Source organism: Pseudomonas graminis (genome assembly GCF_013201545.1).
Taxonomy (GTDB): Bacteria; Pseudomonadota; Gammaproteobacteria; order Pseudomonadales; family Pseudomonadaceae; genus Aquipseudomonas.
Map to the genome: position 1 here is coordinate 2,219,897 of NZ_CP053746.1, position 13,011 is coordinate 2,232,907.

A 13,011-nucleotide genomic window follows, 5' to 3' on the forward strand; every position below is an offset into this window, starting at 1 on the left:
TGGCGCCCACAAAAAAGCCCGCAGCAATGCGGGCTTTTTTGTGGGTGACGTTTAGGCCTTGCGCGCCTCGTGCATGCGCGCCAGCTGGCGTTCCAGCATCGACGGGTACGGCTCCATCAGACGCTCCACACAGCTTGCACCTTCCGGGCTTGCAATCGGACGGATGCGCGCGCGCTGGCGGATGGTCGGGTCTTCGCTGATCTTACGCTCCACCAGCAGCAGATTGCGGCTGTGCTGCGACAGGGCCAGGGCGTCCTGCGCGGTTTCAGTCAGCAGCAGATCGATCTGGTTCATGCCGTGCAAGCCTTCGCCCAGCGTCAGGCCCAGCTGCAATTGCAGGGTAATGCCACTGTCGGCGACTTCGATCTGCAACGCGTGGCTCAATGCACGCAGCAACTCGCCACAGCAGATCGCATTGGTCAGATAGTCGTCGCCGCTGTCCTGGGTGCTGAACACCATTAGCGAACTGCCGTCGTTCAGGGTGTGCAGCTCGCTGTCGTAGAGCGAAGCGGCCTGATCAATACAGTCACGGTAGCGCTCGAGCAGCTCGGTCAGGCGTGTACGCGGCAGACGGCGCAGTTGCTCCTGCGAACCCAGCTGCACGGCCAGCACGGCGCTGTACTGCGGCTGCGATGGAACGACCGGAAGGATCGGACGCGGTGCGGGTTTTGGTACGGCAGGGGAGTGGTCGCGAAGGTCCGCAAACGGATCCTCTTCGTCTTCTTCATCTTCCTCGGCAGAGATGCGTCGTGCCGGGATCACCGTTGCGCGCGGCTTTGGCACGTCATCGAAGTCAGGGTCGCTCAGGTCACTGCTGTCGAACTCCGGCGAAGTGTCTTCCTCGTCCTCGACCTGTGCAGGCTCGGGAATGGGCGCCGGTTCCGGTTCTGGCGGCGCGTAGGAAGTCTTCAACTGACGCGCCAGATCGCCGATCTCGTCCTGACGATCGGTGGCCGGCGTGTACGGATCGATGTAGCGCAGCCACATGCGCAGTTGCAGCATCGGCGTGGAAATATGTCGCCCAAGGCGCAGACTCAAGGCCAGTGCCAGTGCCAGCAGGATGCCGGCCAAAATCGCCATGCTCTGCAAGCTGATGGTCAGCGGCTGTTGGAACTGGGCCATGTCGAGGCTGATACGCAGCGTGCCGGCGACCACATCCTGGAAGGTGATCTTGATCTCGTAGAGACCTTCCGCCTCACCCAGCAAGCCGTTCTTCGGACGCTGACCGGCTTCGGCAAGAATGCGGTTGTCGGGGCTATAAATAGCCGCGTGGGCCACCAGCGGATTCTTCACCAGATTGCCCAGCAGCACATTGAGGCTGAGGATGTCGTTGGACACCAGCAATTCGGTGGCGGACGTGGCGGTCTGCGTGGTCAGGGCTTGCCCCAATGCGTCGGCCTGTTCGTGCATGGCTTGCTTGAATTGCAAACCCATGACGCAGGCGTAGATCACCAGAGCCAGCGCGACGAGGATCACGTTATGGCTGGCGATGCGCAAAGCAATCGGTACACGTCGATGACGCAATGCCCGGAAGATCAGCAAGAAGAAATTATCGGTTTTTACTGGCGTGGGCCGGTTCACTGAGCACGGCTCTCGTGGTGAAGTTGGGGCGCAGTATAGCGAGCGACCCTGTGGCGGCAAAGCGCTGGCTGTGCCCGGCGGTCACTGAAAGTGCGTAGAATGCGGTTTTTTTCCACTGCGGGGGTGCGCCTTGCGCGAAATCGTCCTGATAAACATCACCGGTGAAGACCGTCCGGGTCTCACTGCGGCCATCACCGGTGTGCTGGCCCAAGGCGGCGTGAACATTCTCGACATCGGTCAGGCGGTGATTCACGACGCGCTGTCATTCGGCCTTTTGGTCAATATCCCCGACACCGAAGCAGGCGCGGCAGTGCGCCAGAACGTGCAAGCGACGGTCGACCAACTGGGTCAGCAAGTGCGCTTTACCCGCGTGTCAGAAGCTGATTATCAGCACTGGGTCGACGGCCAGGGCAAGGCGCGGCATATCGTGACGCTGCTGACCCGCAGGGTCACCGCCGAGCAACTGCAGACGGTCAGCGCGATCACTGCCAAGTATGGTTTGAACATCGACCGCATCGACCGTCTCTCCGGGCGTATGCCGCTGGACGTGCCCACCGAGAAGAGCAAGGGTTGCATCGAGTTTTCCGTGCGCGGCGAGCCGGTCGATCCTCAGCAGATGCAGGCCGAATTCCTCCATGTTGCCCAGGAGCTGAACGTCGATATCGCGTTCCAGCAGGACTCTCTGTTCCGTCGCAACCGTCGTCTGGCGGTGTTCGACATGGATTCAACGCTGATCGAAGCCGAGGTAATCGACGAACTGGCCAAAGCCCACGGCGTCGGCGAGCGCGTGTCGGAGATCACCGAGCGCGCCATGCGCGGCGAACTGGACTTCCGCGCCAGTTTCAAAGAGCGACTGGCGCTGCTCAAAGGCCTGGATGTGAAGGTGCTGGACGAGATCGGCGCTTCGCTGCGTTTGACGGAAGGCGCTGAAACGCTGTTCGCCGAGCTCAAACGACTGGGCTATAAAACCGCGATCCTGTCGGGCGGTTTTACGTACTTCGCTCGCCAGCTGCAGGCCAAACTGGGCATCGACTACATCTTCGCCAACGAGCTGGAAGTGGTGGATGGGAAATGCACGGGCAACGCGATCGAACCGATTGTCGACGCCCAGCGCAAGGCCGATCTGCTGCGCGAACTCGCCGGCAAGGAAGGGTTGAGTCTGGAGCAGACTATCGCAGTGGGCGATGGCGCCAATGACCTGCCGATGCTCGCGATAGCCGGGCTGGGTGTGGCGTTCCGTGCCAAGCCGTTGGTCAAGCAGTCGGCGAAGCAGGCCATCTCGACGCTGGGTCTGGATGGCGTGCTGTATTTGCTGGGATTCCGCGACCGGGAAGGGCGCAGCGCTTAAAGGCGTGGACGTTGAGGCATCTGCAAGGGATGCCTCGATGGCTTACAGCACCGTCCACAGCGAGTCGAATTCCTGCTCAGGGCCCCCGCCGTCTGGCGCGGCGGCCTTTTTCGGCCCTTCAATAATCTGATACTCAAACTGGTTGTAGCTCCCCGTCGTCGCACGGCGATTGCTCAGGCTCGCGCGTCGCTGTTCGCCGCTGGTATTGATCAGCACCTTGGAGCCATCCTCGAACGGCAACCTGGGTGCGATCACCGTCGCGGGCACATCGATGGCGCGAACTTCCGGCAGCAGCAGCGCGCGCAAAAACTGGCTGCTCTGCTCGGCGCGTGTCAGCTGCATGCCGCAGGCCTGGGCGAAGGGCGCGATCAATTCGACGCCCATCTGCATGCCACCGCCACGGACCTGCCGCACCCAGCGCACCACCGCGATGCTCCAGCCGTGGCCATGGTCCTGAATGCCGATCATCTCTCCGGCCTGAAGTTGGTCAGGTACTTCTTTCGGCCAGGCGAGACAGTAGCCGCCAGGGCTGTGATTGACGATATGCAGGGCGTACGTCGGGAAACTCTTTTGCCCGTCGGACGCCCCGCTGCCGTCGGCATCGTCACGTTTGTATTCGATTTCCTCGAACGGCAACATGCTGTCGGACGTGCCATGGCGTTGCGCGTCTGCCGTCTGCGCCCATGGATCATGCTTAACCGGCTTCAAGGGCTGCAGGGTGTAATCGACGACTCGGGACAGGGTCGACATTTGCAGCAGGTCGCTGAAGGACTGCTGACCACCGACGTAATAGTGCAAAGCGCTCATGCCCACGCAAACGGTCAGGGTCCCTTGCCCTGGCGTGCGCTGAAACGCACGTTCCGACACATCGCCCCAAGCGGCCGCGAGGTGTTGCAGGACGTCGATGGACAACCCTGGCGGCACTTTCAGCGCGGATTTCGAGCGCTCTTCGACGGCCGTTTCGGTGTAGCGCTCCAGTGCAGCCGACAAAGGGCGGGGGTCGATACCGAGCAAATTCGGGCGCTGATTGTCGTCGTACAGTGCGGCGTAGCGTGGCGCCGTGTCCGTGCCGGGCGACACCGCGTACAGGCTGTCGCTGGTCAGCGGCTGCTGCAGCGTGACCATCGCGCTCCACGCATCCAGCGCCTCGGCCAGCTTGCCGATGTTGTGCTGGCGCATCTGATTGCAGCGCGAACAGCCCATTAACAGCGCAACGGTGTACGTCTGTTCAACGCTCATCGCCTGGGTGTTGTGGGCGAGGCTGTCGGCAACCGGCACGTTCTGCAATTGATGCTGGCGGGCGATCTGGTAGATCTGATGCATCTCCAGCCAAAGGCCGTCCTGCACCGGGCAGTAAAGCTGGTTGGCGCGGATAAGCGGGCCGTTCAGGCAGCTGAGTGCGCGCTGAAGGGCGGTGGTCAGCAAGCTGATGCGGTCCTTGGTGAGCTTTACGGCAACCCGCGCGATGATCTGTTTGTAGCCAATGGCAAGGTGGTTCTGCAGGGCCTGACACAGGTTGGCGACTTTGCGAGGACGCTCTTCGAGAACGACCGACTGGTTCAGGAAGTGACGCTCCAGGTGCCTGCACACGAAAAAGACTTCCGGGCGAAGCAGTTCAAGGAGCTGCATGCGGTTGTCGCTGGGGGTGAGCAACTGGTTCAGCTCGCCGAGCCCTTGATAGAGCTGGCGTGCCATTTCACCGAGATTGGCCTTGGGCAGCGTGGCGATCCAACGCTTCATGTCTTTTGGCGTCGCGTCACAGAACGACAGGCTCGACTGCGTCGGCACAGGTGCGCGCAACAACAGTGGGAGGCTTAAATAACTCATGTGACAGGCAAACTCCAACAAACACAGGCCTGAACGGCGGCGTCGAACTCTGGGTCAAGGACCTTCGCCGAGCGAAAAAAGCACGTTTACGTCCACTGAAAGCGAAGTTTCCTACAGCACTGACAGGGGACTCTAGCAGCATCCTGCAACTGTCGCAGTCTGGGGCGGTGTACCCGGCCAGACGCAGCATCCTGAGTGAGGCGTGATAACGCGACTGTCGATGACAGTTCGCGCCAGAAAAACAGCATCACGCCCTTCAGGTATGAGTTAAGGCAAGAATCAGGCCTGCAATGGCAGCGCGAGGCCCTGACCCATCTGAACGGGCGAACCGGCGGCCAGCAGTTCGGACCATTTCACCTGATTGGGCCCGAACAGCACGATGGCCGTAGAGCCCAGTTTGAAGCGACCCAGCTCGGCGCCTTTTTCCAGATGAATGGGCGCGCGCGCTGCTTCGTCGTAGCGGAAAGTCTTGAGCTCGCGCTTGTACGGCGTGACCAGGCCCGCCCACACGGTTTCGATCGAGGCAACGATCATGGCGCCGACCAGCACGACGGCCATCGGACCGCGCTCGGTGTCGAACAGGCACACGACGCGCTCGTTACGGGCGAACAGCTCCGGCACGTTTTCCGCCGTGGTCTGGTTCACCGAGAACAAGCGGCCTGGGACGTAGACCATTTCGCGCAGGGTGCCGGCGAGCGGCATGTGAACGCGGTGATAATCCTTTGGCGACAGGTAAACCGTCGCGAACTCGCCACCCATGAACGGCGCGGAAAGACGCGCATCGCCGCCCAGCAGCTCCAGCACGCTGTAGCTGTGGCCTTTGGCCTGGAAAATTCGGCCGTGTTCGATCGGGCCCAGCTGGCTGACCGCACCGTCCGCAGGGCAGAGGATCGCCCCCGGTGTCGGGTCCAAGGGGCGAGCGCCCGGCTTGAGGGCACGGGTGAAGAAGTCATTGAAGTGCTGATACCCGGTGATGTCCTCGACCTGAGCCTGGGACATGTCGACCTGATAGCGGCGCGCAAACCATTGGGTAAACGCGTTTTTGAACCAGCGAACGCGGCATTCGGCCACGCAGCCCGCCAGTTGCGACAGCAAATGATGGGGAAGCAGATACTGGAAAAGGATAAATAGACGCTGTTTCATCAAAATTCCTAAAACGTTTGAAAAAGGGAATACGAATCGACGCAACGTGGGCGCCGATTTTATTTTTCGACCGGGGTGTCCGGATGGTTGCCCCACTCGCCCCACGAGCCTGCATAGCCCTTGACCCTCGGGTAACCCAGCGCCTTGACCACCAGATAGGTGAAGCCCGAGCGATGATGGGTCTGGCAGTGAGTGATGATTTCTTTCTCCGGGGTAATGCCCAGGTTCTCGAGGATCTGCGGCATGTCCTTGCGGATGCGCAGGTTGCGCGCCTGATCCATGCCGGCGGTCCATTCGAAGTTCACGGCACCGGGAATGTGGCCTCCCTTCGCAGCGACGACTTTTTCGCCTGAGTACTCCGTCGGCGCTCGCGCGTCCCAGATCGCCAGGTCAGCGGCGCCCAGGCGGCTTTGCAGGTATTCGCGAGAGGCGGTGGGCTCGTCGTGCAAGGTCAGCGAAACCGGACCGCCGACGGCTTTTGGCACCTCTTTCGACAGTGGCAGGCCCTCGGCTTGCCAGGCGAGCAGGCCGCCGTCGATATAGTGATACTTTTTGTGTCCGATGACGTCCAGCAGCCAGATGAACCGGCCGGCCCAGCCACCGCCTTCGTCGTCGTAGACCACGTACACAGCGTCGGGATTGTGACCCAGTTCGCCGAACAGCGCTTCGAGCTGGGTGTGCGAGGGCAGCAGCCCCGGCGCAGGCGGCAGGCCCAGTTGCGTACGTTTCGGATCGACGAATCGCGCGCCGGGAATGTGGCCGGCCTCATAGCGGGCCGGGCTGGTCAGGTCGACCAGGATAAGCTCTGGCGCGCTGAGGCGTGCTTGCAGGTCTGCGGGCTCGATGACCAGCGGCAAGCTTGAAAAGGCAGACATCTAGCGTCTCCGGATCGCGAAAAGGTTGCGAATTGTAGCTCAGCCGTCAGCCATTGCGATGGCTAAAGGTGGTGAGGGCTTTCTCGATGCACTGACCGGTTTTGCCGAAAGCCTGGACGGAAACTTCGGAAAACGGTCCGCCGCCCTGATCGGCCATCACCATCATCACCACGCGGCCATTGCTGGCGAGTGAGCGAATCAGCAGGTTTTCGCCGCTGAACAAATTGCGCAGTTGCGCCGGGAGTAACGCAGAAAACTGGGCGTTGTTGGCCGGCGTCAGACGCAACTGCGTTGGCTGGGCTAACAGACGTTGCAACACAGTGCTGTCCTTGTAGGGGACCAGCAGCGCAGCAGCCGACTTGTCTACACCCGCGATCTGATGCACGCGCAGGCTGTCGGTCTTGCGATCGGTCATCAACAGCACCACCCGCTGCATGCCTGCCGCCACCAGCGCATCCCGGGCGCAGGTGGTCAGGTGCATCGCATTGATAAAAATGCCGGGTTCTTTCAGCAGATCGGCGCAGTGTTTGCGCCACAGCTGCAAGGCATCGGGCGATGGCGGCGGGGCGGGCAGCAGGCCTTTATGAACCCGACGGCTATTCCAGGGCCAGAGCAACGCCTGGGCCGGGTGCCAGATATCCGGGCCGGAATGCTGGCGAGCGCTGGCCGCCGCGTTCTGATGAACCTGCTGCTGAAGCTCGTCGAGTGGCTGCTGCAGGTACAGGCTGGTCAATAGCTGCCAGCGCAGACTGTGCGGCGTGTCCCACGCCTGGTGCGCCGACAGCGCGAGCCCGTTGGCCAGCAGAATTGTATTGGCGGGCTGGTTCAGCCAGCGGCGCAGCGGGAGGTCGGCGTCGAGTTGCTGTTGCTGTCTGAGCGGGTCGGCGTTGCTGTGGGCAATGCGCAGCACGCTTACCAGATTGCGTTGCTGTGAGGTCAGCAGTTCGTAACCCTGGGTCACCCAGACCTGCAGGCGCCAATGCTGTGCCAGCCCCTGACACAAACGCACCAGCCGCACGCCAAACAGTGCCTGCTCCACGGTCTTGGCAGATTCGCCCTTGTGGATAACCCGCAATTCCCATTCTTCCAGCAGTTTGGGGTGGGCCAGCGCCAACGGCCAGAGGGGCGAGAGAAACAGCAGGCTGCCCAGATGGATGTCCTGCCACAGCCGGGCCAGTTGATTGGCGAACAGGCCGTAAGCCTGTTGCATGGCGTGCTGACTGATCAGCTGTATCTGGCGCAGCGCCATGGGGATATCCCGTGCATCGACACTCGGCAACCGCGCCAGCAGCGCCTCGGTACGCGCCAGACCCAGGCGGTTGATGGCGACTTCCAGACTCTCCGCAGGCTGAGCGGTGGCGGGGCTGTTCAAGTTGGCTTCGCGCAATACATTGAGCACCAGCGCCGGGCTGTCCTGCATGAGGTCGGCGATATCGCGCAGCGAGCGGCGGCTATCGGTCAAGGCCGCCTGCACGCGTTTATATGCCACGGCGGGCACCGGCAAGGCGATGCCGTCGAGCTGCTTTATCCAGGTATCGAGGGTGCGCGGAACAGGGAGCGAAGAAGCTTTATCTGATTGCATTCACAACACCCGTACGGCTGGGAGGTTTTGGTCAATGTCGGGTACTGGCATCATGCTGGCCCTCATGGACGCCACGTCCTGCGCCATGCATCGATCAGCATTTTCCTATGATCTGACTATAGTCTGGCGCATTCATGCCGATAAGCAGGACAAGAGTTTCAAGCGCTTCTCGCACAATGACCATGAACCCGACTCAGTAAGTATTTTCTACCTATGGCAAAAATTATCGGCATCATCGTCGTTTTCGCGAGCGTTCTCGGCGGATACGTACTGTCCCACGGTCAGATCGCTGCGTTGATCCAGCCTTTCGAGGTCATGATCATCGGCGGTGCGGCGCTGGGTGCATTCCTGCAAGCCAACCCGGGCTATATGACCATGCTGGTCATCAAGAAGTCTTTGAAGATGTTCAGCACCCGGTTCACCCATGGCTACTACCTCGAAGTGCTGGGCCTGGTCTACGAGATCCTCAACAAAAGCCGTCGCGAAGGCATGATGGCCATCGAAGGCGACATCGAAGAGCCCGAGAACAGCCCGATCTTCGCTAAATACCCTGGCGTGCTCAAAGATACCCGCATGATCGCCTTTATCTGCGATTACCTGCGCATCATGTCCTCCGGCAACATGGCGCCCCACGAGCTGGAAGGTTTGTTCGACATGGAATTGCTGAGCATGAAAGAAGAGCTCGAGCATCCTTCCCACGCAGTGACCGGTGTCGCCGATGCCATGCCAGGCTTCGGTATCGTTGCTGCAGTATTGGGTATCGTCGTGACCATGGCGTCTCTGGGGTCCGGCGACAAGGCAGCGATCGGCATGCACGTTGGTGCGGCGCTGGTAGGTACGTTCTTCGGTATTCTCGCGGCGTACGGTTTCTTTGGCCCGTTGGCCACTTCCCTGGCCCACGATGCCAAGGAAGAAATGAACGTCTATGAATCGATCAAGGCGTCGCTCGTAGCGTCGGCGTCCGGTGTGCCGCCTTCGCTGGCCGTGGAGTTTGGTCGCAAGGTGCTCTATCCGGCCCATCGCCCCAGCTTCAGCGAGCTGGAACAAGCTGTTCGCGGTCGTTGATCCATGGAAAATAATCAGCCGATCATCATCAAGCGCGTAAAGCGCTACGGCGGGGGGCATCACGGCGGCGCCTGGAAAATCGCATTTGCCGACTTCGCGACGGCGATGATGGCGTTCTTCCTGGTGCTGTGGCTGATGTCGTCGGCCACGCCGGAACAATTGATCGCCATCGCCGGTTACTTCAAAGACCCTGTAGGGTTTTCCGACAGTGGCTCGCCCTATGTGATTGATCTGGGGGGGTCGCCGGAAATGTCCCCTGACCAGACGCTGAACCCGGAGGTGAAATCCACGCCTGCGCCGGATCGCGTGCCGGTCGACGCTGATCAACAGGACGCCGCCGCCGAGCAGGTCGAGCAGGACCGTCTGGAGATGCTGTTGCAAGAGTTGCAGACCAAGATCAACGAGAATCCGCAACTGGCGAAGTTCAAGGACCAGATTCTGTTAGAGATCACTCAGGACGGCTTGCGTATTCAGATCACGGACGCCGAAAACCGCCCGATGTTCGACATCGGCAGTGCGAAGCTCAAACCGTATTTTGAAGACATCTTGCTGGCCATGGCCGACACCATCAAAGCGGTGCCGAACAAAGTCAGCGTCAGTGGCCACACCGACGCGACGCCTTTTGTCGGCAACAACGGCTTCGGCAACTGGGAGCTGTCGTCGGGTCGAGCGAACGCCGCTCGCCGGGCGTTGCTCGCGGGAGGGTATCCGGATCAGCAGGTGGCGCGCGTAGTGGGTTATGCGTCTTCGGCACTGTATGACAAGGAGCACCCGCAAAATCCGATCAATCGTCGCATCGACATTGTGGTGATGACCAAGAAAGCGCAGCAGCGTATCGAGGGTGCGCAGAATTCAGGTGAAGCACCGCAAACGCCTGATGCACCGGGAGCCGCTTCGCCAGCGCCTGTGCCTGGCGCTGCCGGACCGGCCAACCAGCCGGGGGCATCGACCTCCACACCTGCAGTTGATCCGCAGGCTTACGCCCAGCCCCACGAGATTCGGCAGAAGCTCAACATCTTCGATCAGGGCCAGCTGAAGATCGACGAAACCAGGAACTGATACCTGGGTTGCAGACGCAAAAACGCCGCGATGATCGCGGCGTTTTTGTTTGCGCAGTTCAAGCGCTGGGACTGCAGTCAGCCGGGAAGGCCTAAATCGGATTGGCCACTACCGCTGAATCAGTAACTGCTTTCCGGCAAGCTTACGATGATCGAGCGATAGCTGTTCATGCGCTGCTGTTGCACGCGGCCGTCTGCAAGGCCCTGCAACAAGGCACAACCGGGTTCGCGGTCATGTTTGCAGTCGCGGAAGCGGCATCGGCCGAGCAGATCGTTGAATTCGATAAAGCCCGCTTCGACGTCGGCACGGCTGACGTGGCCGAGGCCGAATTCGCGAATGCCCGGTGAGTCGATCAGGTCGCCGCCGCGCGGGAAGTGAAACAGGCGCGCAGTGGTGGTGGTATGCGTGCCTTGGCCCGAATACTCCGACAGCGGTCCTACGCGGGTGCCGACTTCCGGGAGCAGGCTGTTGACCAGTGAGGATTTACCGACGCCAGACTGACCGACGAACACGCTGATGTGGCCATCCAGCTGGTCCTGCAATTGCTGCATGCCGTCGCCGTGGTGGGCCGACACTTCCAGCACCGGATAACCCAGCGTGCGATAAACGGCCAGCAGCGCATTCAGCGCAGGCGCGTTTTGATCGTCGATAAGGTCAAACTTGTTCAGCAGCAGCAACGGCCGAATACCCGCGTGCTCAGCGGCAACCAGATAACGATCAATCAGGTTGGCGTGGGGTTCGGGCATCGGTGCGAAAACGATGACGATCAAATCAACGTTGGCGGCGACCGGCTTCAACTGGCCTCGGCTGTCCGGGCGGCTCAGCTCGGTATCGCGGGGCAACTGCGCAACGATGACGCCGATGCCCTGATTGCCGGCGCGCCAGACGACGCGGTCGCCGGTGACCAGCGCCGGCAGGTTGGCGCGCAGGTGGCAGCGGAAAACCTGACCCTGCAGCTCGCCGTCCTGCGCTTCGACTTCTACCTGCACGCCAAAATGCGCGATGACCAGACCCGTTTGCTCGGGACCGAGATCGCCGCCTTCCAGCGTTTCGAGAGCGGTTGATTCACGTTTGGCGGCACGCGCTGCGCGTTCGCCCTGAATCTTTTCGATGCGCCAGTTCTGGCGGCGATTGAGTTGGCGTTTGGCCATGGGTGTTCAGTGTTCCGTTTGAAGACGCATAAAGGTGCTGATTTGATAAAGCGCGGGCGAGTCTAGCACGCCCGGGTGGGCTAAACTGCGCGCCAACGCTGAGGAGCCGACATATGCAGAACAAACAGAATCTGATCTGGATCGACCTGGAAATGACCGGTCTGGACCCTGATAACGACGTCATCATCGAGATGGCAACGATCATCACCGACAGCGAGCTCAACACCCTGGCCGAAGGCCCGGTCATCGCGGTTCACCAGAGCGACGAGCTTCTGAACGGGATGGACGAGTGGAACACCCGTCAGCACGGTGGCTCCGGCCTGACCCAGCGCGTGCGCGAAAGCAAAATCTCCAATGACGAAGCCGAGGCCATGACGCTTGAGTTCATCAAGCAGTGGGTGCCCGAGCGCAGTTCGCCCATCTGCGGCAACAGCATCTGTCAGGACCGTCGCTTCCTGTACAAGCGCATGCCGACGCTGGAAAACTACTTTCACTACCGCAACCTCGACGTCTCAACCCTCAAGGAACTGGCCGCACGCTGGTCGCCGGATCTCAAGTTCAAGAAGGGCAGCACGCACCTGGCGCTGGACGATATCCGTGAGTCGATCGCCGAACTGCGCTTTTACCGCGAGCATTTCATCAAGTCTTGATGAAAGGGCGTTGGTGGCCGAGCACGGTCGCCTGGAGAGGGCTAAACGCTCTCTTTTGGTGCCCGGGTCAAGTGGTTAGACTGCGCCCCTTTCTCGCAGGGACTGCCGCCATGTTGTTGATGCTCTACTTGATCGCCATTACGGCCGAAGCCATGACCGGCGCGCTGTCCGCAGGCCGTCGCGGCATGGACTGGTTCGGCGTGGTGCTGATCGCGTGCATCACGGCGTTGGGCGGCGGGTCGGTTCGCGACGTGCTGCTGGGGCATTACCCGCTGACGTGGGTCAAGCACCCGGAGTATCTGATCCTCACCAGTGTCGCGGCGCTGGTGACGATTTTCATCGCTCCGCTGATGCGCCATCTGCGCTCACTGTTTCTGGTGCTCGATGCATTGGGCTTGGTCGCTTTTACGCTAATCGGCTGCATGACCGCCCTGGACATGGGCTTGAGCATGACCGTCGCCGCCGTCAGCGGGGTGATTACCGGCGTGTTTGGCGGGATATTGCGGGACATTTTCTGCAACGACATCCCCCTCATCTTCCGCCGTGAGCTTTATGCCAGCGTATCGTTTGCCGCCGCGTGGTGTTTTTTGCTGTGTCAGTACGCCGGCTTGCCGGTGGAGCAGGGCACGCTGATCACGCTGTTTGGTGGGTTGTTGCTGCGGTTGCTGGCGATTCGGTTTCGCTGGGAAATGCCCAAGTTTGTTTACAAGGACGGGCATTGAGTCGGCGC

Annotated in this window: 10 protein-coding genes and 2 pseudogenes; 5 read left to right on the forward strand and 7 right to left on the reverse strand. The window is 60.9% G+C overall.

The window, feature by feature from the left end; genetic code table 11:
- Positions 1-51 precede the first annotated feature (51 nt).
- Positions 52-756, reverse strand: a pseudogene (locus tag FX982_RS24765) (histidine kinase); the annotation flags it as partial.
- Positions 757-858: 102 nt separating this feature from the next.
- Positions 859-1,581 (reverse strand): annotated as a pseudogene (locus tag FX982_RS24770) (AhpA/YtjB family protein); the annotation flags it as partial.
- 130 nt (positions 1,582-1,711) lie between these two features.
- Here FX982_RS24770 and serB point away from each other — a divergent pair.
- A complete protein-coding gene (serB, locus tag FX982_RS10010) occupies positions 1,712-2,929 on the forward strand; it encodes a phosphoserine phosphatase SerB (RefSeq protein ID WP_172610526.1) in 1,218 nt (405 codons plus the stop codon).
- 42 nt (positions 2,930-2,971) lie between these two features.
- On the opposite strand, the gene FX982_RS10015 is transcribed toward serB, so the two are convergent.
- The 4 genes from FX982_RS10015 to FX982_RS10030 form a co-directional block, all read right to left on the reverse strand.
- Positions 2,972-4,756 (reverse strand): molecular chaperone, encoded by a 1,785-nt coding sequence (locus FX982_RS10015; protein ID WP_172610527.1) that lies wholly within the window; start codon positions 4,754-4,756, stop codon positions 2,972-2,974.
- Between the two features lie 279 nt (positions 4,757-5,035).
- Positions 5,036-5,905 carry an archaetidylserine decarboxylase gene (gene asd, locus FX982_RS10020; protein ID WP_172613021.1) on the reverse strand — a complete coding sequence of 290 codons (870 nt, stop codon included), beginning with the start codon at positions 5,903-5,905 and terminating at the stop codon, positions 5,036-5,038.
- Positions 5,906-5,958: 53 nt separating this feature from the next.
- Positions 5,959-6,774 (reverse strand): rhodanese-like domain-containing protein, encoded by an 816-nt coding sequence (locus FX982_RS10025; protein ID WP_172610528.1) that lies wholly within the window; start codon positions 6,772-6,774, stop codon positions 5,959-5,961.
- A 46-nt stretch (positions 6,775-6,820) separates the two neighbouring features.
- Positions 6,821-8,356 carry an HDOD domain-containing protein gene (locus FX982_RS10030; protein WP_172610529.1) on the reverse strand — a complete coding sequence of 512 codons (1,536 nt, stop codon included), beginning with the start codon at positions 8,354-8,356 and terminating at the stop codon, positions 6,821-6,823.
- Positions 8,357-8,569: 213 nt separating this feature from the next.
- On the opposite strand from FX982_RS10030, the gene motA reads away from it, so the two are divergent.
- Together motA and motB are read left to right on the forward strand one after the other, a co-directional pair.
- The gene (gene motA, locus FX982_RS10035; RefSeq protein WP_037015764.1) at positions 8,570-9,421 is read left to right on the forward strand and encodes a flagellar motor stator protein MotA; all 852 of its coding nucleotides are present in this window, start codon (positions 8,570-8,572) and stop codon (positions 9,419-9,421) included.
- 3 nt (positions 9,422-9,424) lie between these two features.
- Positions 9,425-10,480: a flagellar motor protein MotB gene (motB, locus tag FX982_RS10040; protein WP_172610530.1), complete on the forward strand. Its 1,056-nt coding sequence runs from the start codon at positions 9,425-9,427 to the stop codon at positions 10,478-10,480.
- Between the two features lie 119 nt (positions 10,481-10,599).
- Here the strand turns inward: motB and rsgA are convergent, their stop codons facing one another.
- The gene (gene rsgA / locus FX982_RS10045; RefSeq protein ID WP_172610531.1) at positions 10,600-11,631 is read right to left on the reverse strand and encodes a small ribosomal subunit biogenesis GTPase RsgA; all 1,032 of its coding nucleotides are present in this window, start codon (positions 11,629-11,631) and stop codon (positions 10,600-10,602) included.
- Positions 11,632-11,744: 113 nt separating this feature from the next.
- Here rsgA and orn point away from each other — a divergent pair, with 113 nt between their 5' ends.
- Together orn and FX982_RS10055 are read left to right on the forward strand one after the other, a co-directional pair.
- Positions 11,745-12,281 (forward strand): oligoribonuclease, encoded by a 537-nt coding sequence (orn, locus tag FX982_RS10050; protein WP_065987811.1) that lies wholly within the window; start codon positions 11,745-11,747, stop codon positions 12,279-12,281.
- A gap of 110 nt (positions 12,282-12,391) precedes the next feature.
- Complete coding sequence (locus tag FX982_RS10055) at positions 12,392-13,003, forward strand: trimeric intracellular cation channel family protein (RefSeq protein ID WP_122533826.1); 612 nt, start codon at positions 12,392-12,394, stop codon at positions 13,001-13,003.
- Positions 13,004-13,011 lie beyond the last annotated feature (8 nt).

Coding starts and splice junctions, on each gene's coding strand:
- FX982_RS10015 (WP_172610527.1), bottom strand. CDS start 4,756: ATGAGTTATTTAAGCCTCCCACTGTTGTTGCGCGCACCTGTGCCGACG.
- FX982_RS10025 (WP_172610528.1), bottom strand. CDS start 6,774: ATGTCTGCCTTTTCAAGCTTGCCGCTGGTCATCGAGCCCGCAGACCTG.
- FX982_RS10030 (WP_172610529.1), bottom strand. CDS start 8,356: ATGCAATCAGATAAAGCTTCTTCGCTCCCTGTTCCGCGCACCCTCGAT.
- motA (WP_037015764.1), top strand. CDS start 8,570: ATGGCAAAAATTATCGGCATCATCGTCGTTTTCGCGAGCGTTCTCGGC.
- motB (WP_172610530.1), top strand. CDS start 9,425: ATGGAAAATAATCAGCCGATCATCATCAAGCGCGTAAAGCGCTACGGC.
- rsgA (WP_172610531.1), bottom strand. CDS start 11,631: ATGGCCAAACGCCAACTCAATCGCCGCCAGAACTGGCGCATCGAAAAG.
- orn (WP_065987811.1), top strand. CDS start 11,745: ATGCAGAACAAACAGAATCTGATCTGGATCGACCTGGAAATGACCGGT.
- FX982_RS10055 (WP_122533826.1), top strand. CDS start 12,392: ATGTTGTTGATGCTCTACTTGATCGCCATTACGGCCGAAGCCATGACC.